Source organism: Thalassospira marina (genome assembly GCF_002844375.1).
Lineage (GTDB): Bacteria > Pseudomonadota > Alphaproteobacteria > Rhodospirillales > Thalassospiraceae > Thalassospira > Thalassospira marina.
Genome location: NZ_CP024199.1, coordinates 3,096,997 through 3,116,103 on the forward strand (window position 1 = coordinate 3,096,997; position 19,107 = coordinate 3,116,103).

The 19,107-nt window shown below is 54.7% G+C and carries 17 protein-coding genes; 7 read left to right on the forward strand and 10 right to left on the reverse strand.

Translation table 11 applies throughout. The annotated features are described in order from the left end of the window. Position 1: 1 nt before the first annotated feature. A complete protein-coding gene (gene spbR / locus CSC3H3_RS14170) occupies positions 2-1,135 on the reverse strand; it encodes a SpbR family protein (protein WP_101264720.1) in 1,134 nt (377 codons plus the stop codon). Between the two features lie 259 nt (positions 1,136-1,394). Between spbR and CSC3H3_RS14175 the strand changes: the two genes are divergently transcribed. Then, positions 1,395-1,793 (forward strand): c-type cytochrome, encoded by a 399-nt coding sequence (locus CSC3H3_RS14175; protein ID WP_101264721.1) that lies wholly within the window; start codon positions 1,395-1,397, stop codon positions 1,791-1,793. A 113-nt stretch (positions 1,794-1,906) separates the two neighbouring features. Here CSC3H3_RS14175 and CSC3H3_RS14180 read toward each other — a convergent pair whose 3' ends face one another. The 3 genes from CSC3H3_RS14180 to CSC3H3_RS14190 all read right to left on the reverse strand — a co-directional run bounded on the left by CSC3H3_RS14180 (position 1,907) and on the right by CSC3H3_RS14190 (position 5,124). After that, positions 1,907-2,638 carry a DUF6969 family protein gene (locus CSC3H3_RS14180; RefSeq protein WP_101285236.1) on the reverse strand — a complete coding sequence of 244 codons (732 nt, stop codon included), beginning with the start codon at positions 2,636-2,638 and terminating at the stop codon, positions 1,907-1,909. 124 nt (positions 2,639-2,762) lie between these two features. Beyond that, complete coding sequence (locus CSC3H3_RS14185) at positions 2,763-3,650, reverse strand: formylglycine-generating enzyme family protein (RefSeq protein WP_245881128.1); 888 nt, start codon at positions 3,648-3,650, stop codon at positions 2,763-2,765. 472 nt (positions 3,651-4,122) lie between these two features. Continuing rightward, the gene (locus tag CSC3H3_RS14190) at positions 4,123-5,124 is read right to left on the reverse strand and encodes a TAXI family TRAP transporter solute-binding subunit (protein ID WP_245881129.1); all 1,002 of its coding nucleotides are present in this window, start codon (positions 5,122-5,124) and stop codon (positions 4,123-4,125) included. Between the two features lie 440 nt (positions 5,125-5,564). Here CSC3H3_RS14190 and CSC3H3_RS14195 point away from each other — a divergent pair, with 440 nt between their 5' ends. Beyond that, a complete protein-coding gene (locus CSC3H3_RS14195) occupies positions 5,565-6,650 on the forward strand; it encodes an Hpt domain-containing response regulator (RefSeq protein WP_101264724.1) in 1,086 nt (361 codons plus the stop codon). Between the two features lie 62 nt (positions 6,651-6,712). Here the strand turns inward: CSC3H3_RS14195 and CSC3H3_RS14200 are convergent, their stop codons facing one another. Genes CSC3H3_RS14200 through CSC3H3_RS14210 form a run of 3 tightly spaced genes read right to left on the reverse strand, consistent with a single transcriptional unit; the run spans position 6,713 to position 10,193 of the window. Next, positions 6,713-8,923 (reverse strand): asparagine synthetase B family protein, encoded by a 2,211-nt coding sequence (locus CSC3H3_RS14200; RefSeq protein ID WP_101285239.1) that lies wholly within the window; start codon positions 8,921-8,923, stop codon positions 6,713-6,715. Positions 8,924-8,936: 13 nt separating this feature from the next. Beyond that, positions 8,937-9,920, reverse strand: a complete 984-nt coding sequence (locus CSC3H3_RS14205) for a UDP-glucose 4-epimerase family protein (RefSeq protein ID WP_101285240.1) — start codon at positions 9,918-9,920, stop codon at positions 8,937-8,939. Continuing rightward, a complete protein-coding gene (locus CSC3H3_RS14210; RefSeq protein ID WP_101264999.1) occupies positions 9,921-10,193 on the reverse strand; it encodes a ribbon-helix-helix domain-containing protein in 273 nt (90 codons plus the stop codon). A gap of 101 nt (positions 10,194-10,294) precedes the next feature. Here CSC3H3_RS14210 and CSC3H3_RS14215 point away from each other — a divergent pair, with 101 nt between their 5' ends. Then, positions 10,295-11,086 (forward strand): phosphodiesterase, encoded by a 792-nt coding sequence (locus tag CSC3H3_RS14215; RefSeq protein WP_101285241.1) that lies wholly within the window; start codon positions 10,295-10,297, stop codon positions 11,084-11,086. A 33-nt stretch (positions 11,087-11,119) separates the two neighbouring features. Here CSC3H3_RS14215 and queG read toward each other — a convergent pair whose 3' ends face one another. Both queG and budC read right to left on the reverse strand, forming a co-directional pair. Next, a complete protein-coding gene (gene queG / locus CSC3H3_RS14220; protein WP_101286246.1) occupies positions 11,120-12,271 on the reverse strand; it encodes a tRNA epoxyqueuosine(34) reductase QueG in 1,152 nt (383 codons plus the stop codon). Positions 12,272-12,440: 169 nt separating this feature from the next. Continuing rightward, positions 12,441-13,211: a meso-2,3-butanediol dehydrogenase gene (gene budC / locus CSC3H3_RS14225; protein ID WP_101285242.1), complete on the reverse strand. Its 771-nt coding sequence runs from the start codon at positions 13,209-13,211 to the stop codon at positions 12,441-12,443. A 291-nt stretch (positions 13,212-13,502) separates the two neighbouring features. On the opposite strand from budC, the gene CSC3H3_RS25100 reads away from it, so the two are divergent. From CSC3H3_RS25100 to CSC3H3_RS14240, 4 genes are all read left to right on the forward strand, one after another. Beyond that, on the forward strand, positions 13,503-13,628 hold the full coding sequence (locus tag CSC3H3_RS25100; RefSeq protein ID WP_281262530.1) for a hypothetical protein: 126 nt from the start codon (positions 13,503-13,505) through the stop codon (positions 13,626-13,628). Further along, on the forward strand, positions 13,625-14,524 hold the full coding sequence (locus CSC3H3_RS14230; protein ID WP_215907507.1) for a metal ABC transporter ATP-binding protein: 900 nt from the start codon (positions 13,625-13,627) through the stop codon (positions 14,522-14,524). The genes CSC3H3_RS25100 and CSC3H3_RS14230 overlap by 4 nt, the downstream gene beginning before the upstream one ends. Continuing rightward, positions 14,521-15,402 carry a metal ABC transporter permease gene (locus tag CSC3H3_RS14235; protein WP_101285243.1) on the forward strand — a complete coding sequence of 294 codons (882 nt, stop codon included), beginning with the start codon at positions 14,521-14,523 and terminating at the stop codon, positions 15,400-15,402. Before CSC3H3_RS14230 ends, CSC3H3_RS14235 begins: the two co-directional genes overlap by 4 nt. A 147-nt stretch (positions 15,403-15,549) precedes the next feature. Next, on the forward strand, positions 15,550-16,452 hold the full coding sequence (locus tag CSC3H3_RS14240) for a metal ABC transporter solute-binding protein, Zn/Mn family (protein ID WP_101285244.1): 903 nt from the start codon (positions 15,550-15,552) through the stop codon (positions 16,450-16,452). A gap of 85 nt (positions 16,453-16,537) precedes the next feature. On the opposite strand, the gene CSC3H3_RS14245 is transcribed toward CSC3H3_RS14240, so the two are convergent. Then, on the reverse strand, positions 16,538-19,075 hold the full coding sequence (locus CSC3H3_RS14245) for a TonB-dependent siderophore receptor (protein WP_245881130.1): 2,538 nt from the start codon (positions 19,073-19,075) through the stop codon (positions 16,538-16,540). Positions 19,076-19,107: the final 32 nt, after the last annotated feature.

Below are 19,107 nucleotides of genomic sequence, written 5' to 3' on the forward strand. Positions count from 1 at the left end.
CTTAGTGCAGGCTGCTTTCGCTTGGCAATTGCAACATACGCCCCATCAGGTAATCGACATCATCGGAATCAAATTCAACGCCTAGGTCACCATATTGCGTCAGGATGCGTTCAATCATGCGGCGCGAATACCGTTCACGGTCCTTTTCGCGGCCATCAAGGTCGGTTTCATGGGCGACTTCAAGGGCGGCACGCACACCGGGAAAGAAGCTGGCGGGCATATCGGCCTTGTTATAAATCGCCTGCAACCCATAAAGCCCGGAGTCGTGAATAAGAATGCGACTGTTAAGCAGCGATACCGATGCCCGCCGTGCGATCCCGGCCTCGAAGAAAGAAATATCCCCCATGCACAGCGCCCGCAGGATCAGCCCGCCGGTCAAACGGTTATTGGCATAAAGATGTTCGACCAGAATTTCGACATCGCGACCGCCACTGTCATCGCCCAAAAGGCCGATGGTGGCGCTTTCCTGCGACTGGGTCATCACGGCATTTACAATGCCTTCGGGCAGATGTCCGCGCGACACCAGTTCGCTGCGCAACCGGTCGGAAACCAGGGTCACCATGCGTTCGGCAATGGTAATGGGAAGATGGTTGCGCGAAATGATCGGCTTTTGAATACGTTCATTATCGCCAAAATCATCAACAACCTTTTGCAGGGACTGTTCGGAAATTTCCGCCCCTTCATTGCCCATCAGGTCAACCAGCACATCCTCGTTACCGGCCTGTACCAATGCGCTTGATACCGCCTCGGAAACGGTGCTGCGCGTGGCAATGGCGCGCTGCTTTTCAACACTGTCGGGGCCATCGCCGATAATATCGACAAGGTCGCTGTCATTAAGGATTTCGGAAAATTGCAAAATCGGCAGGGCAACCGCATCAACGTCGCGCGCCAGGGTTACCGCCACATCATGGGGCAATAACGGCGTCTGCTTCAGGTTTCGCGCCAGCGCCTTTCGTACCCGGACTTCCGCATCCTTGATCATGATGCGAAAGATATCTTCCGCCAGCAAACGCTCGTTCTCGGATAATTCGTCGTCGCTGAACTGCTTGCTGATTTTATCAGCGGCTTCTGCCCGGTTGCTACCCGACGGATCGTTAATCAGTTTGGCGACATCGTTTTTCGTAATCGGGGCCACGTAACCTCTCCTGCTACGGCTGGAAATTCCACCTGCCGTTACACTTGTTACTATACACCCAAGAGCCCATTGATTGAACGCAATTTATTCACTTGTAAATTTGGTTAGGATAACCTGTTCGTGATTGCAGCACGCGACTTATAATGATTCCACCATCTGTCGTGCTTTGATTGCGTTACCCGCCGGGGGCTGTCAGAACGTTCCCCGCGTTGCGTTCGGCGTGGGCTCCACGCCACATGCCAAGAGAGAGGCCTTTTAAATGAATTCTATCAAAATGCTCGCTATTGCCGTTTCCGCCACCGCAATGTTCAGCACCGCTGCATTTGCTGCTGGCGACGCTGCAAAAGGCGAGAAAGTCTTTAAGAAATGTGCCGCCTGCCATTCGATCGAAGAAGGCAAAAACAAGGTCGGCCCGTCGCTGCATGGTGTTGTCGGCCGCGAATGCGGTGCGATTTCCGACTACAAATACAGCAAGGGCTATCAGGACGCTTGCGAAAAGGGCTTCACCATTGATGAAGCATTCCTTGACGAATACCTGAAAGATCCGTCAGCCAAGATCAGCGCCATTGCCCAGACCAAAGAACGTTCCAAAATGACCTTCAAGCTCAAAGACGAGCAGGACATTCAGGACGTTACCGAATATCTGAAGCAGAACTGATCCATTCTGCGGCACGTTCCTGTGCCAGCATGACATCCCAAAAGCAAAAGGCCGCCCCGGCCATCGGAGCGGCCTTTTGCATGGCCGTAATCTGCGCAAGCTGGCAAAGAGCTTTAGCGGCGGTTATTCAACTCGCCAGCAATGGCACGCATCTGTTCTTCCACCCGAATCGAACATTCCGACGTCACTTCCAGATCGCGATCTTCGTAAACATCGCTATTGGCATGCGACTCCGCCCAGGCAGCAATGGTTGCATCGCGCTGGCGCACCAGAATTTCGATTTGTGGGCGATAGAAAACAATCATGCCCGACACCCACCGGTTTACCGGCCAGGATGGCTGCGCATGATCCACGATAAAATTGTCCAACATTGAAATGACGCTTTGCGCATCATACCAGACCTCGCCTGTCACCCAGCGATTGGTGGTAAACAGGCGCTGGGCAAACCCGTACTGGTCCATGGAAATGGCCACCAGATGCGACAGGGCCTCGTTAGGCCCCTTGGGCATTTCAAAACCTTCTATCGCCAGCGGCCGGACCGAGTCGGGCATACCGCGCGGGCGCATGAAGGTATGGAAATGGCCATGTTCGTTCCATTCGCGCTGCTGGTCTTTGGGATGGGCATGATAATAGAACTGCGCGTGGCTGGTCCGATCATAAACATCACCCTGCGGGTAATGCGTCCATTCATAAAACGCCCCGGCAGTGCGGATCAGCTCACCAACAATATTATCACCAGTGGCCGAAAGGACCCGGTGGCATTCCATGACATCGCGCCCGGCTGCCATCATGTTTTTTAACTGGCCGGTGGACAGTGCCGACCAGTCAATTTCAAGTTCCGTCATGGTTTTATCACCACTTGATAAGTCGACCGTCCACTCCTGACCTGGTCGAATGGAATTGTCGAGCTGACCGAAAGCCAGCCCCAACACAGTCACGCTTGTGACCAAAAACTACAAGTAAAAATACTTACTTGTCCTGTGATGATACGCGCAATACGCGGAAACCGATCAAAATATGACGCAAATGCTCGGGTCGGCTGTGCCGGGCGGCGGGGCGGCACACACCGCAACCACGATCATCCCATGATCCACCCTTTACGATCCGGGCGCCGGGCTGCTGCTGCGTCATTGTCCATTCAAAAACCTGCCCTGCCCCGTCAAACAGGCCATAGGGCCCGGCGGGGAAGGATTTGACGGGCATCGTATCAAACGGGCCGCGGTCGGCACTGTTTAAAAGCGTGGGGTCATAAATATTTCCCCACGGGTAAAAGGTGCCATCAGGCCCGCGTACGGCCTTTTCCCATTCGGCTTCATTGGGCAGGCGCCAGCTATCGCCGGTTTTTTCGCTCAGCCAGTGGGTATAGGCCACAGCATCCTGCCAGGATACCAGAACAACCGGGTGGTTTTCCCGGCCCGATGGCGGCAAACCCTTTTTCCAGGTGAAAGGTCGGGTGGCTTCAAACCCGTGTACCAGGCCATATGTATCCCATATTTCCTTGGTCACGCCGGGAGCTGGATACCCCGCATCTTTGACAAAGGCAGCATATTGGGCATTGGTGACCGGGGTGGTCGAAATTTCAAATTGGGGCAGGTAAATGCGCCATTTGGTAATTTCGGAATCATACCAGCGATTACGATGCGCAACGTCCTGCCCGTAAATCTGCTCGTCAATACGATAGGCATAATCACGCTCGATGGCGTCGGACCCCTGCCAGAACCAGCCAGCAGGCACCACAGTCATTTCCGGGGTCTGGATGCTATCTGCCAATGCCGCAGGTGTCTGCAACGAGATTATGATCATCGTTGCCAGTCCCATCGCGGTTCGGCACAGGCTGCGTCCGGTCGACAACATCATCGTGATACAGGTTCCCCAAACTCCGGAAGTCACATTTCAGTACCGGCCCGATCCCCTGCCGCATGACTTCTGGTGACATATTTGTAAAACAGGCCCCCGCATGTCAAGCAAACGGGCGGCAGGACTGTGATCTGCACCCCACCGTCACAATCTTTATCGGGGTTCATCGGCAATTGCGGATTCCAGCAGGCCGTAACGGCCAATGTTACAGTTTCACGAAAGCGTGAAGATACGTGACCCCACAGGCCCCGTCATTTTTGTCATTATAATCGGTGTTGGCAGACAACACACAACCGGTGCCAGGTTGTGGAGACGGCAAATGTTTACCTCCCCCCGTACATTTGCCGGTGTCGCAAACACCCGGACGAACGAACGTCTTCTTCCGCGGGTTTTCTCCCCCCGCAAACGCAAAACGGCGTCACTCTTTCCCCAGGGTGACGCCGGTTTTGTTTTTAGCCCGCATCAAAGGACTTTAATGCATCAACCCCGCTTCGCGGTAATAGCGGATGGCACCGGCATGAATGGGCGACGGCGCCTCGCCATTCACCATCGCATCCTTTGAAAGTTCGGCCAGCGCTGGATGCTGCCCTTTGAACTTGCCAAAATTTTCAAAAACCGTTTTCACCAGTTCGTAAACAATGCCGGGGTCAGTATGCGATGAAACCATCAAGGCCGCCCCGGCACGGATGGTATCAACCGGTTCGGGATTGCCATAATAAAGCCCGCCGGGAATGCGTGCGGCATGGAAATACGGGTTATCAGCCAAAAGCCGGTCAATTGCCGGTCCATCCACATCGACCAACACGGTATCACAGGCCTTCATGGCATCGGCAATCGCACGCGATGGGTGGGCCACGGTATAAACCGTCGCGTCAATGCGGTTCTGACACAAAGCCTTGATCTGGTCGGTCGGGTTCAGTTCGGATGCCATGGCAAAATCATCCAGTGTCCAGCCCTTGGCGGCCATCACACGCTCCATCGTGTCACGCTGCCCGGAACCGGGATTGCCAATATTCACCCGTTTTCCTTTCAAATCATCAAAATCGATAATTCCGGCATCCGCCCGGGCCAGCACGGTAAATGTCTCGACATATAGGGAAAAAACCGCCTGCATATCGTCAATGCGGCCGGTGGGGGCAAATGTCCCGGTGCCATTATTGGCATCGCTTTGAATATCGGACTGCACAATGCCAAAATCAAATGCGCCCGAATGCACCGAATTGATGTTGTAAACCGACCCGCGCGTGGACTCGACCGTGCAGCGAATGCCATGCAATTTGCGCGACTGGTTGATCAAACGGCAAATGGCACTGCCAACCGGGTAAAACACCCCCGTTGGTCCCCCGGTGCCAATCGATACAAACCGGCTTTTCTGCTTGATCGTCTCGGAATGGGCCAATGCCTGCTTTGACATTCCCCCTGCCATGGCAACCAGCAGCATCAGGCTCCACAAAATAGTCCTTGCCGGTTTCATCTTCTCTCTCCCCAGCCGGGGCTGTCCCGTCAGCCCCGGTTCATACCTTCTGGCATTTTTATTCAGCAATCGCATCTATCCACCGAAATCCGGATGCCCTTATCGCGGCACCCTTGGCCCGACTGTTCCGGCACCTGTTCCCGGCCCAATAACCTTTATCCTGCCCCACCAGCCCCACAAGGCGCTGCCCGGTCCAGGCAGGTGGCGGACGTTAATTTTGCACGATAACAGGCGCGCATCATCATGCGCAGGTTGAATATGCGTTGCTGACTGTCCCCGAAAATAACGATGCCCGCGAAAATGCTGCAAGACAACAAAATCATGGACTTATTATACGAAAATAGGGAAAATGGCGGTTAAAGTGGTGTGAAAATACAACACCCTGAAAACAAAAATCCTACATTACTCGGGACAAGGGCGCCGGTTAAACAAGGTGGCCTATGGAAAAGCAGATCCTGGATGCACTCTCGCAGTCAAATGCGGGGATCGCGTTATTTGATGCCAATGAACGTCTTATTTTTGCAAATCCGGCCTGGAATCAACTGATTACCGGCATTGCAGAAGACGATCTGGTATTTGACGAAACCAGTCTCGATAATGGCGGCATGCTTTCGGTTTGCCTTGTGCGCCCTCATATTCACGCCAGCGAATTGCGCCCTTCCATTGCCGATGTGGAAAACCACAAACGCGGCACGGTTCTCGTCGCTGATGACAGCGCCTCTAACCGCATGGTCGCGCGCCGCATGCTCCAGGCTGAGGGTTTTACCGTGATGGAGGCAGGCGATGGTCAATCCGTGCTTGATATTCTGCGGCGCGGTATTCCCGTTGATGTCATCCTGATGGATGTGGAAATGCCCGACATGGATGGGCTGCACACCACGCGCCGCATCCGCCATATGGATGGCCCGTCTTCGCGCATTCCCATCATCGCCTTTTCCGCGCACCGCACACGCGACTGGAACATGATTGCCCGGCAATCAGGTGTAAACGATTTCATCAGCAAACCCATCCAGCGGGCCAGCCTGCTGCGCGTGATTGGCGAAAATCTGCTGCGCAACGGCGCTGCCGGGCAAAAGGGCGATATTCCCGCCCCGGCCCCGGTCGCGCGCATGAAACAAACCAACCGCACCTTTACATCAAACCAGAACGAGCTTCCGGCCAGCCCGGTGCTGGATGTTAAAATCCTGGAAAAGCTTTATCACGATGCCGGAATTGACGGTGCGGCAACAGGGATCGAACTTTTCATCAGCGAAACCGAATCCCGGCTGGTGCAAATTGACGATGCCCTGTCACGTTACGACTTCCACGCCGTTCGTGATGAAGTCCATGCGCTGAAAAGCACGTCCGATACTTTTGGCCTGCGCCAATTGGCCGATTTGTGCAATGCCGCCCACGACCTGTTTGATCGTGACGATATTGACGAACATCACCTGATCAAACTTTCCCGCAAGGTTGTGCAGCTTGCCCCCACCGCCCTGACTGCCCTGAACCTGTATCGCCGCAGCCGTTCCTGGGCCATGACCTGACCCGCCATAACCACCATTCAAGTTACACGGCTAAAGCACTTTGCCCCAGCAACGACCACCAATCAGTTGATTTGATCCGCCACCATTTCGCATGACCACACATACCAGACCAAAAGGTTCCAAACCGTCAGAGCGGCATCAAATTCATTTGCCATGGCACGCGCCCAAATGGTTTGTTGCTGGCGTTTTGTAACAGCCAACGGGGAAAACAGCCTGTCTTGCGCCTGCTGCTGCGTCGCCCACAATAGCGGCCATACATCGCGCAACCATATGCCAATCGGCGGGTTAAAACCCGCTTTCGGCGCACGCAAATATCCTTCGGGTACAAAGGGTTCAACCACCGCCCGCAAAATCGCCTTGCCGCCATCTTGCAAATGCTCACGCGCCGGTATTTTTACTGCCAGCGCGCGCACTGCCTGATCCAATAATGGCGGGCGATATTCCACACCCGCCGCCATCCCCATCCGATCGCTGATCGCCAGTTGGTTACCGGGCAGTGTTACCATCTGATCAAGCTGCATCATTCTTTCGCCAAGGGCGAAGGAACGTCCCGCACTGTTTGTGGCCTCATCCGCAAATTGCGGTGAAACCGCTTTCAGTTGCCCGACACCCGGCACCACGCAACGATTGTTCCAGGTGGTGAAAACATCATCTTCCTGCCCTGCCGTGGCCTGCAGGAATTTGGCAACGGCGTGAAGGCCTGCTTTGCCAGCTGCGAACGGCCAACCTTGCGCAAACCCACCTGCCCCGCCTGCTGCCAACTGGCGAATTGGACGTGGGAATCTCAGATATTGTTGGGCATAAGCCGCCATCCGATAACGCCGATATCCACCAAATATCTCATCCCCGCCATCCCCTGTCAGGCACACCGAGGCTGTTTCGGCCACGGCCTCGGCCAGGCGGTGGGCCAGAATAACCGCCGGGTTGGAAAACGGCCCGCCAAAGGCGCGAATGGCAGCTTTCAGGCGCTGCAAAACCTCCTCCCCACCGCTGGGGGCTGCGACAATTTTTAACGGCATGTCCAAATGCCGCGCCATTTGCCGGGCACGCGCCGTTTCATCCATGGGCAGGCCGGGAAACCCCATCACAATCGCTGTGGGCATGTCACCCTTTTGCATCCGTCGCCGGGCCACCCGCGCTGCCAGTGCGGCAATCCCGGCACTATCCATACCGCCAGAAAGCAGGCACGCAACCGGCCGATCACATGCCATGGCATCGGCCACCGCACGATAAATGCCCGCACGTAGTGCAGAAACAGTATTCGTATTGTTATGGGCGGCAATGCGTTGGTTATCCGCAACCGGTAACGGCGCAGGGGCTTTGCTGGCCTTTTGCGGTAATGCGGCCAACGCGGAAAACCGCGCAACCTTCCCCGAATGCCAACACATAATTTCGCCCGGTTCCAACTGACGGACGGTGCGATAGGCTGTTTTTGGGGCTGGAATAAACAGATGGGCGAGCGCCTGATCAAAGGCATCATCATCGCGCTGGTGGACTATGCCCGGTGCGGACAATAACGGCGTTAATTCGGAAGCAAAAAAGATGTGCCCGTCTTCACGTTCCGCCACATAAAGCGGCTTTTGCCCGCCCCCATCCACCATCAGCCACATAGCCTGCGCGTGGCGGTCCCAAAGTACTATGGCATAGGCACCCCGAACCTTCGCCAAGGTCCGGGCAAGACTGGCAGCCTTGTCCGTCATTGATGCGCCACCATTGCCTGCGCCATCATCGCAACAGGTTAAGGCTTGCCCCAACAATGCAAGTAGAACGGCTGTATCGGCGGTCGATATTTCGCCATCATCCCCAGCGCCCAGCACCTGTGTCGCAGTGTGCCAGAGTGCTCCAGCCAGATTTCCCGTATCGGCCAATGCTGGCTCGGCAGTTGGCATATGCCGTGCGGCAAGGCTGTTGCCTGCCTGCTGCTGATACCGGTTCAAGCGTGCCCGTAATCGACGATGCCCGGCGATATAGCCATTAAAAATCAGGACAAAGCGCTGATCACGGCTTGGCATTGGTTGTGCTGCCACCGCCCGCAGATCGGTTGTTGCCAGGCGACGATGGGCAAGAATGGGACCATAACTTACAGCAGCCTTGCCAGCGGCACGATCCGTGGCAGCAACTGCGTCACCAGACGATGCAACTGGGGCAAATGGCCCACCAGCCCTGTCCTGCCACAAACCATCGCCGTCGGGTCCACGATGGGCCAGGCTGGCGGATGCCGAAATCACCCATTCCTTTGCATTGGGGTCTGTGGTTCCGGCAAGCCCGCACATTTATGCTGCCCCGCTAGCGCGATTTGCGATCAAGGGCAAACCAGGCCCCAACCCGGCGCAAACCTTCGCGGGCATCAACGGGTGGCAACCAGCGCAAATCACGGCGAATGGCGCGGCTGTCAACCTGCAGGGACCCGGTTAAACGCGCCACTTGCGCCGATTTACCGGTTATTTTGCCCAAAAGGGTTAGAAAACCTGTTGGCACCGGAATCAGAAACGGCTTTTTGCCCATGCCTTCGGCCAAAAAGGTGATCATTTCGCCCAGCGAAAAATCCTCGCCATCGGATACCAGATAGGTCTGATAGCTGGCTGTTGGGTGGCTTGCGACCACCACGCAGGCATCAGCTAGATTATCAACATGGATCAGGCTGCGATGGTTGCGAATAGCACCAAATGGCAGGGGAACGCCCTTCATTGTCAGCTTTGCCAATGCAGCAAAATTCGCCTTTACCCCTGGTCCATAAACCAGCGGCGGGCGCAAAACCGTCAACCCCAGCCCCGATTTGCGCGAAAAGGCCCGAAGGGCTTCTTCCGCCTCGGCCTTGGATTGCCCGTAAGGGTCCTGCGGGTTAACGGGGCTGTTTTCGTTAAAGGCGGAAAACCGCGTTTCTTCGCCATTCACCTTGATCGAACTGACAAAAACCATCCTGCGTACATTCTGCGCAACAAGGGCACGGGCCAAATTCAGGCTGCCATCCACGTTTACCGCGCGAAAGGCAGCAAGCGGGTTGGTGGAAGTCTCGCTCATGACATGTACACGCGCGGCCAGATGCACCAAACAATCCACCCCGTCAAAATGCCCGGTCCAATCTGTTTTTCCGTCAATGTCGCCCACAACCCGCGCATCGGCCTTTAATTCATCGGGCAATTGCGCCAGGGCGGCATCATTGCGCACCAGGGCACGCACGGCAAAACCATCGGCAAGGGCTGCTTTGCAAACGGCCTGTCCGACAAAGCCATTCGCGCCGGTCACTGCCATTTTAAGGGGTGTGTTCATTTATTCCTGTTCGCCTTCTTCGGATATGGAAATGGCATTTTCCGCCTGCCCTGCGTCACTTAAACGGCGTTGCAAATCGCCCAGAACATACAATCGCAAGGCACTTGATAAATTGCCTTCCCGCCCTTCGTCAATCAGCGCCACCATTTCCGCGATGCTGTGGCCTTCGCGTTCTGCAATCTGCTGCAATTCCTGCCAGAAGGCATCTTCAAGCGAAAAGCTGGTACGATGCCCGGCAATCGTGATTGATCGTTTGCGAACAAGGTTATTCATCAAATATTCCATTGAACAAACTGATAAAACAGCACGATATAGTCCCAGGTTGCAGACCCTAGCAGCAAGCACGCCCACAGTCAGGGACAAACGGGAACGTCATGAAAATAATTCACCTAAGCGACTGCCATTTCATCGACCCTGCCCCAAAAGATGCCGCCGCAGCCGGCAAAGCACACCCGCAACACACCTTGCAAAACGTGATTGCCGATATCAATAAATGGCAAAGCGATGCCGAGCTGTGCATCATTTCCGGCGACCTGACCCATGATGGTACCGCCCTGCAATATGGCCTGTTTGCCAGCACCATTAATGCCCTGCCCATGCCGGTCCATGTCATTCCCGGCAACCATGATGCCCGCGCGGCCCTTTTGGCAGGCCTGCCCGCAACCGGGCGCGATGAAAACGGTTTCATCAATTATGCCTTTACACACAAAGGCATACGGCTTGTATTTCTTGATACATTGATCGAGGGCGAGGATGCCGGCATTTTATGCGAAAAGCGGCTGGCATGGTTGACGCGCGAACTGGCCACATCGCAAAACCTGCCGGTGCTGATTTTCATGCATCATCCGCCGGTTGCCGTGGGTCTGCCGTTTATGGATTCCATCAATCTGCAAAATGCCGACGAATTTGGCGATGTCATTTCAATGCATGGCAATGTGAAACACATCTTTTTCGGGCATTTGCACCGCCCCTGCCATGGCATCTGGCGCAACATCCCCTGGACTTGCGGACCCAGCAGCTATACCGGGCAGCCCCTTGCCATGCAGCCCGGCACCGGCCTGCCTGACAAAGCCTGGCTGGAACCGGGTTATGGCATTGCCCTGATCAATGAAAATGATGCGTCGGTCTGTTATCACGTCGAAACAGTGCCCAACCCGAAAATCTAGATACCACAGACATCGGACCTCACACTTCAAGCCTCAGGCGGCGGCATTCCATTCGGTGAGAACGGTTTCATCGCGTTCATCGGCAAGGTGGCTTTGGCGGACTTCGGCAAATTCATCGCGCCCCATCAGGCGCGATAATGCCCAAACCGCACTTGCGCGGATCAGGGCGGATGGGTCCGCCAACAGGCTGCGTAACTGCGGGATCACTTGCCTGTCCCCGGCATTGCCAATTGCAGTTAAAACATTGCGGAAAAACTTTTCCCGGCCAATCCGCTTGATCGGCGATCCGGTAAAAAAGGCCCGAAACGCGGTATCATCCATATCAAGAAAATCGGCCAGTCGCGGTGCTGTCAGCTCGGCGCGCGGGATAAAGGCCAGTTCTTCGGTACGGCTGGCAAATTTGTTCCACGGGCAGACCGACAGGCAATCATCACAGCCATAAATGCGATTACCCATGGCAACGCGAAATTCGCGCGGGATCATGCCATCATGCTCGATCGTCAGATACGAAATACATTTGCGCGCATCAAGTTTATAGGGCGCAGGAAAGGCCGCTGTCGGGCAGGCATCCAGACAATTGCGACATGACCCGCAATGATCAATCTCTGCCCGATTGGGTGCATCGGCAAGTTCAAGAGTGGTAAAAACCTCGCCCAGAAACAGCCAGGAACCATAGGTTCGCGAGACCACATTGGTATGTTTGCCCTGCCAGCCAATGGCGGCAGATTGCGCCAGCGGTTTTTCCAGAACGGGTGCAGTATCAACAAACACCTTTACCTGTTCGCCCGCCTCGCTTTGTTCGATCAGCCAGCGCGCCAGCTGTTTCAGGCGTTTTTTGATCAGGTCGTGATAATCGCGGTTTTGCGCATAAACCGAAATCATCGCCCGGTCCGGGTAATCCAGCAAAGTTAACGGGTCCTGTGCCGGGCCATAATTGGTGCCCAGCACAATAACGCTTTTGACATCTTCCCATAAAACGCGTGGGTCGCGGCGGCGCGGCAGGCGTTCGGGGTCAGCCATCCAGGCCATACTGCCAAATTCCTGCCCGGCCACAAATTCATCAAGCCGTTGCTGGTTGCGCGCAGCAATTTCCGGGCGCGCCACACCACATACATCAAAGCCGATTTCACGGGCTTTGGTCCGTAGCATGTCAAAACTGATCAGTTTGGCCGGTTGGGCTTTCATGGCGCAGGTCAGGCTTTTATCTGTCGGGCATTTTTCATGCCGCTTTATATCGTTTCTGCGACAAAAAACAAAAGGCCGCAGCACGGAACTGCGACCTTTTCCATATGTTTGACCAAACACGTCAATTGAAACGAAGTGTCTGCCTGGCCCAGGGCGTTTGAAAACGCCGTTAAATCCGAAAATCCGGCTGGCCGCTGGACGCGGTAACACCGCCATCAACAGGCAGGTTAACACCCGTGATAAAACGTGCGGCATCGCTTGCCAGGAACAAAATCGCCTCGGCAACTTCTTCGGGTTCGCCACCACGCTGAAGCGGAATGCGTTCACAGAATTTATCAAGAAGTTCCTGGTTATTGGTCACCAGACCAGCCAGTTCGGTGCGGATATAGGTCGGGCAAACTGCGTTAAAGCGAATTCCGGCACTGCCGTAATCAAGTGCCAGGCAGCGCGTCAGGTTTGAAACGGCTGCTTTCGATGCATTGTAAATGCTAAGGCCCCAGTCACCACGCAAGCCGGTAACAGAAGACACATTCACCACATTGCCCTTGCTTTGTTTCAGAAATGGCAGTGCCGCCTTGATCCCGTAGAACGTGCCGTTAACATTGGTGTCAAAAACCCGTTCCAGTTCGGCATTGCTGTTGTCATCGGCAATGTCGCCCAGCCAGCCGGTGCCAGCGTTATTCACCAGCACATCAATTTTCCCGAACTTTTCGGCAGCCGCAGCGGCAAGTGCCTGTGCATCTTCCCATTTGCCGATATCGCCAACCGCAATCAGGGAACGGTCTTTGGCAAACGGTTCGCTGGTGCGCAGCAGTTTTTCTTCAGTACGGCCCGACAAAACAACACTGGCCCCTTCGTCATAAAACATCTTTGCCGTCGCCGCACCAATGCCCGAACCAGCGCCGGTAATCACAACAACCTTTGATTCAAAACGATTCATCGATCGCCCTTTCAGAATGACAGATTAAACACAAATGCCGCCTAAAACCCCTGGGTTTCAGCTTTTCCCGGCACTTATGGAACGATCATTCCCATTTACAGTTTGATCGATAGTGCGTCAATCTTTTTTCGTAATGATTGTTATTTTATTTTGACGCCTTCGCAAACACAAGTGATTTGATAAAATTTCCTCTGGACAATTCCTCAAATTTGTTATGTTATAACATAACAAATCACAAAGACCCCAAATCCTGCCTTCACGCCCTGCGCTGCTTTTCAGTTAGAGCATTCAATGCCCAAACATCCCATCTTCATCACGTCATTTCTGGCGCGATCTGCCTTGTATCGCCTTGGTTTAACCCTGCTTTTGATCGCAGCCATTTGGGGTGCGATTTACTGGTCGGTGTCCCTGCCATGATGCCTGCCCCCATTCACTTGCAAAATGTCGCCATTGATTATGGCGGTGATCCCGTTATTCGGGGCCTTTCGGGCTGTTTTGCACCGGGCAGCCTAACGGCAATTGCCGGGGAAAACGGCCGGGGCAAGTCCACATTGATAAAAGGCATTATTGGCGAATTACCGCTCTCTGGTGGCCAGATATCAAAGGGCGGCATGGCTGGCACCGATATTGCCTATCTGGCACAGACATCAACGCTGGAACGGTCCTTCCCCTTTACGGTTGCCGACACAGTTATTTTGGGGGCTTGGGCACAAACCGGTGCCTTTCGCGCTGTCACCCGCACCATTGCCAAACGGGCCTATCAGGCGCTGTGTCAGGTCGGGTTGGAAAAGCTTGAAAACCGGCCGATCAGCACGCTTTCAGCCGGGCAGTTACAGCGCGTTTTATTTGCCCGCCTGATCCTGCAGGACGCCCCGGTCATTTTACTGGATGAACCCTTTACCGCCATTGATGCCCAAACAACCCAGGATCTGATCGGGGTGATTCGGGGCTGGCACAGGGATGGCCGCACGGTGATTGCCGTGCTGCATGATTTTGACCATATCCGCAGCCATTTTCCCCAAACCCTGTTTTTGCATGCCTATGGCAATGCCTGGGGCGATACCCAAACCATCCTGCCTGCGGCCCCGCAGTGGCCCGGCACACAACACATGCAGGTGCCGGATCATCTGGCACCACAAAACACGGGCAACCTGCACACCACAACAATGCCTGCGCCCGCTACAGCATCAGCATCAGCATCGGCATCGGCATCGGCATCGGCATCGGCATCGGTGCTATCACCGAGCCACGCGCCCGCAACGCCATCTTCGCCAACGGCTGCTTCGCCATCCAAAATCAGGTTAATGTCATGACAACGGCAATGGGGTTGATCGACCCGTTTATTCATTACGGCTTTATGCGCCGCGCGCTGGTGGCAACCTTTGTTCTGGGATGCAGCGCCGGGCCCGTGGGGGTTTTATTGCTGCTGCGCCGGATGACACTGGTTGGCGATGCCATGAGCCACGCTGTCTTGCCCGGTGCCGCGATTGGTTTTTTAATTGCAGGCGGGTTATCCCTGCCAGCCATGGGGCTGGGTGGATTGATCGCCGGGCTTGGCGTATCGGTGCTGTCAGGGCTGGTCAGCCGCAAAACGGTTTTGCGCGAAGACGCCAGTTTCGCCAGTTTCTATCTGACATCGCTTGCCTTTGGCGTGCTGATTGTGTCGCTGAAGGGATCGAATATCGACCTTTTGCATGTGCTGTTTGGCACCATCCTGTCGGTTGATCAAAGTGCGATCACGCTGGTTGGGCTGATTTCATCGGTTTCGCTTATCATTCTGGCGCTGATCTATCGTCCGCTGGTGACCGAATGTTTTGATCCCGGCTTTTTGCGCGCGGTGTCGGGAACCGGACCCATTTACCATCTATTGTTTTTGTTTCTGGTTGTTATCAACCTTGTTGCCGGGTTTCAAACCCTGGGCACCCTGATGGCCGTTGGCATGATGACCCTGCCCGCCATTGTCGCCCGCCTTTGGACACGCACCCTGCCCCGCATGATGATGGTCGCCGCCTTTAGCGCCGCGCTTTCCGGGCTTTCGGGCCTGCTGGTTTCCTATTATTTCGCGCTGGCATCGGGGCCTGCCATCATTTTATCGGCCAGCATGCTTTATGGCTTTTCCCTGCTTTTTGCACCCCAGGGCATTCTGGCTGGCCGCGGATTATTCAAACGCGCGGCATCGCTTCCGACCTGACCATCGTCTCTTCTGTTCCCCATCGCACCCTTCCTTTCTTCATGTTCTGGCATCTCTTCGCGCATACCGCTCGCCACTTCATTGGGCCGGTTTCACCGATGCCAATCCAGATCCCATTCCCATCCTCAAACCCAAAAGGACAATCTGATGAAACATCCCCATCTGCTGCGAACAGCGCTGGTATCTTCGCTGATGTTATTTACCGCCGGTGCCGCATCGGCCAAGACGCTTAATGTCGTGACCAGTTTTTCCATTCTGGCAGACGTGGTTGAAAATGTTGGCGGCGACCATGTGAAAGTCACCAATCTGGTTGGCGCGGATGGCGACCCGCACGATTACGAACCTGCCCCGCAGGATGCCATCGCCATTCATAATGCCGATGTCACGTTTTTAAGTGGTGAGGGCCTTGAAGGCTGGTTTGCGCGCATCACCAAGGCCGCCAATGGGGCAAAGGCACCTGTTGTGGTTTCCGATGGCATCAAAACCCACGAATTTGAAGAAGACGGCGAAAAAACCACCGATCCCCATGTCTGGAACAGTGTCGCCAATGTCATGATCTGGGTTGATAACATCAAAAAGGCGCTGATCGCCGCCGACCCCGAAGATGCCGCCTATTTCAACAAAAATGCGGCTGATTACAGCACCGTCCTGCAGGCGCTGGATGACAATATTCGCCACCAGATTGCCCAAACGCCAAAATCGGCGCGTAAAATCCTGACCAGCCATGATGCCTTTGGCTATTACGGGCAGGCTTATGGCGTAAGCTTTCTTTCGCCCTTGGGCGTTTCAACGGAATCCGAGGCATCGGCCAAGGATGTGGCGGATCTGATTTCGCAGATCAAATCGGAAAACGTGCATATCTATTTTCTGGAAAATTCCAATGATTCCCGTCTGGTCCGCCAAATCGCCAAGGCAACCGGTGCAAATCCGGGGGGTGAGCTTTATCCTGAATCGCTGTCAGACAGCTCCGGCCCAGCCCCAACCTATGTCGAGCTGATGAAATACAACACTGCCCTGATGGTTCAGGCAATGAATGGCAGCACCCAGTAAGCTGAGCCCGCCAATAAAGGCATAAGAAAGGGACGAGGCCTGAACTGGCCCCGTCCCTTTGTCTGTTTCGCGCCAGCTTTGCCGGTTAGAAACGATATCGCAGGGTCGCCAGCATGGTGCGTTCTTCACCGAAATAGCAATTCGCCAGCGTATTGCATGAAGCGATGTAATCCTTGTCGAACAGGTTATTGATGTTAAAGCGCATATCGGCATTTTCCACGCCCAGGCGCGATAAATCATAATCAAAGGACAGATCGACAATGGTGTAATCGGGCACGCGCTGCGTATTGGTTGCCGTCGCCCAAGTTTCGCCGACATAACGCGCACCCGCTGCAACATCAAGGCCCGCCAGCATACCGGCATCAAAGCTGTATTTGCCCCAAAGGGACGCGCTATGTTCGGGCACCTGCATGGGTGTTTTGCCATCCTTGGCATCGCCCGGTGCATCGTAACTTGCATCAGTATAGGCATAACCCGCGATCATGCTGAAATGATCGGTCAGTTTTGCCCGTGCTTCAAGTTCGATGCCCTGGGATTTGATCGTCCCTGCCGGGGAATAGATAAAGGTGACCGGGTCGGCAATCGCGACATTTTTCTGTTCGATATGGAAAACGGATGCGGTGAGCAACAAGTCACGCCCGGTGGGCTGATATTTGATCCCGGCTTCATACTGGGTGCCTTCGGTGGGGGCCAGCGGGTCCCCGTTGGCATCGGCATACAGGTTGGGATTAAATGATTCCGAATAGCTGACATAAGGTGCCACGCCATTATCAAACAGATAAAGCAATCCGGCACGGGTGGTCAGTTTGCTGCGGTCTTCGCCGGTGCGTTTTTCGCTCTGCCGGTTCAGGCTATCGGTTTCAACCCAGTCTTCCCGCGCACCCAATGACAGGCGCCAGTTTTCATAGGAAAGCTGGTCTTCAATATAAAGGCCGGTTTGTTCCAGCGTCTTTGTTGCCAACGCATAGGGCGTGCCAAACGTAACGCCGGGATTACCATATGACGGGTCCCACGGATTGATCGTGGATGCCGGCACATACCAGTAATTGGTCCGTGACCGGCGATGCTGGTAATCCAGCCCGCCAACAACCGTATGGTCAACATCGCCAGTGGTAAAATTACCCGTTAGCTGGTTATCCACCGTAAAGGCGCGCAGGCTTTCATAACCGCCATAATAGGAACGGTTCAGGTTGTTGCTCGTCCCGTTCCAGCCGGTCTGATAGATCTGGTCGATATCGACATCAGAATCGAGAAAACGGAAATTCTGCCTGAAGCTGAGATCGTCGTCAAAATCATGTTCGAACTGATAACCGATCATGTTTTGCGTGCGATCAAACTTTTCCAGCGACGGGTCGCCATCAAAAAAATTGCGCGAAATATACTGCCCGTTATGCGGATAAAGTGTGCCTTCCGCCGGTGCGCCGTTATGGGTACCGCCTTCCGGGTCACGCTGGAAATATCCCATCAGGGTCAGACGGGTATCGTCCGTGAAATTTGCCGTTAGGGACGGCGCAATCACATAGCGTTCTTCCTTGGCATAGTTAAACTGGGTGCCGGATGCATCGGCCTTCCCCACCAGTCGATAGGCCAGTTTGTCACCTTCGGTCAGCGGGCCGGTAACATCAAAGGCAACGCCGCGCTGTTCGCGCGTACCATAGGAAAGTTCAACTTCACCCTTTTGTTCAAATTCCGGTTTTTTGCTGCTTAACGCCACCAGACCACCAGGTGAAGAGCGGCCATATAAAACCGATGCCGGGCCTTTGACCGTATCGATCCGTTCGACAAAATAGGGATCGATCTGCATCGAGCTATAGGTCGAATCATCGCTCATGGTTTTCATGCCATCGAGATAGATATTATCGATGCTGCGATCGACCAGCCCGCGCAAAATGACATAATCATAGCGGTTGGATGCCCCAACCTGCCCGGTAAAGGCACCAGGGGTATATCGCATCGCCTGCATAACGGTTTGCGATCCCTGGTCTTCAATTTCATCAGCCGTTACCACCGAAATGCTTTGGGCGGTTTCCAAAATCGGCGTGTCGGTTTTAGTGGCCGAAAGCGACCGTTTGGCGACATATCCCTGTACGGGGCCATCGGCGCGTTCAATTTCGCGGTCTGCCTCGACCCGGACCGGGTCCAGAACAATGCCATTGCTGGCATCGGTCGTGGCTGAACGGCCAATAATCGTGATGGTGTCATCCGCTGTCACGCGCCAGCTATAACCCGACCCGGTCAGCAACATCTGCAGGGCCTGTTCGCGGGTAAAACGGCCCGAAACCGCCACGGCCTGCACATTGGCAATGCCCTCGCTGGGGAAAAACAGTTTTACATCGGCCTGATCGGCAAATGCGGTTAACGCCCGATCCAGATTTTGCGCCGGTATATCAAACTGAACCAGGGCATCATTTGCCAATGCCCCACTTTGCGCCTGTGCCGGGGCAGATACCACCGCCATACCGGCCATAACACCACCTGACAGCACCGTGCCCAGCAAAAGCCTGCCTGCGAACCGGCAAATGGCCATGCCGGATTTTTTGTGAGGCGCGCCAAGCGTGCAAACAGGCCGCAAAACAGACAAAGGCACATTGTGCCCACTGGTGCGGTTTGAACCGAACGTCATAGTGATCAACCCTTATAAAATCTCACCCCAAT

Excerpts from the sequence above, each read along its gene's own strand:
- CSC3H3_RS14210 (WP_101264999.1), bottom strand. The coding sequence starts at position 10,193 with ATGAATAACCTTGTTCGCAAACGATCAATCACGATTGCCGGGCATCGT.
- CSC3H3_RS14195 (WP_101264724.1), top strand. The coding sequence starts at position 5,565 with ATGGAAAAGCAGATCCTGGATGCACTCTCGCAGTCAAATGCGGGGATC.
- CSC3H3_RS25100 (WP_281262530.1), top strand. The coding sequence starts at position 13,503 with ATGCCCAAACATCCCATCTTCATCACGTCATTTCTGGCGCGATCTGCC.
- CSC3H3_RS14175 (WP_101264721.1), top strand. The coding sequence starts at position 1,395 with ATGAATTCTATCAAAATGCTCGCTATTGCCGTTTCCGCCACCGCAATG.
- CSC3H3_RS14190 (WP_245881129.1), bottom strand. The coding sequence starts at position 5,124 with ATGAAACCGGCAAGGACTATTTTGTGGAGCCTGATGCTGCTGGTTGCC.
- CSC3H3_RS14230 (WP_215907507.1), top strand. The coding sequence starts at position 13,625 with ATGATGCCTGCCCCCATTCACTTGCAAAATGTCGCCATTGATTATGGC.
- CSC3H3_RS14180 (WP_101285236.1), bottom strand. The coding sequence starts at position 2,638 with ATGACGGAACTTGAAATTGACTGGTCGGCACTGTCCACCGGCCAGTTA.
- CSC3H3_RS14245 (WP_245881130.1), bottom strand. The coding sequence starts at position 19,075 with ATGACGTTCGGTTCAAACCGCACCAGTGGGCACAATGTGCCTTTGTCT.
- CSC3H3_RS14215 (WP_101285241.1), top strand. The coding sequence starts at position 10,295 with ATGAAAATAATTCACCTAAGCGACTGCCATTTCATCGACCCTGCCCCA.
- CSC3H3_RS14205 (WP_101285240.1), bottom strand. The coding sequence starts at position 9,920 with ATGAACACACCCCTTAAAATGGCAGTGACCGGCGCGAATGGCTTTGTC.
- CSC3H3_RS14185 (WP_245881128.1), bottom strand. The coding sequence starts at position 3,650 with ATGATGTTGTCGACCGGACGCAGCCTGTGCCGAACCGCGATGGGACTG.
- queG (WP_101286246.1), bottom strand. The coding sequence starts at position 12,271 with ATGAAAGCCCAACCGGCCAAACTGATCAGTTTTGACATGCTACGGACC.
- CSC3H3_RS14200 (WP_101285239.1), bottom strand. The coding sequence starts at position 8,923 with ATGTGCGGGCTTGCCGGAACCACAGACCCCAATGCAAAGGAATGGGTG.
- budC (WP_101285242.1), bottom strand. The coding sequence starts at position 13,211 with ATGAATCGTTTTGAATCAAAGGTTGTTGTGATTACCGGCGCTGGTTCG.
- CSC3H3_RS14240 (WP_101285244.1), top strand. The coding sequence starts at position 15,550 with ATGAAACATCCCCATCTGCTGCGAACAGCGCTGGTATCTTCGCTGATG.
- CSC3H3_RS14235 (WP_101285243.1), top strand. The coding sequence starts at position 14,521 with ATGACAACGGCAATGGGGTTGATCGACCCGTTTATTCATTACGGCTTT.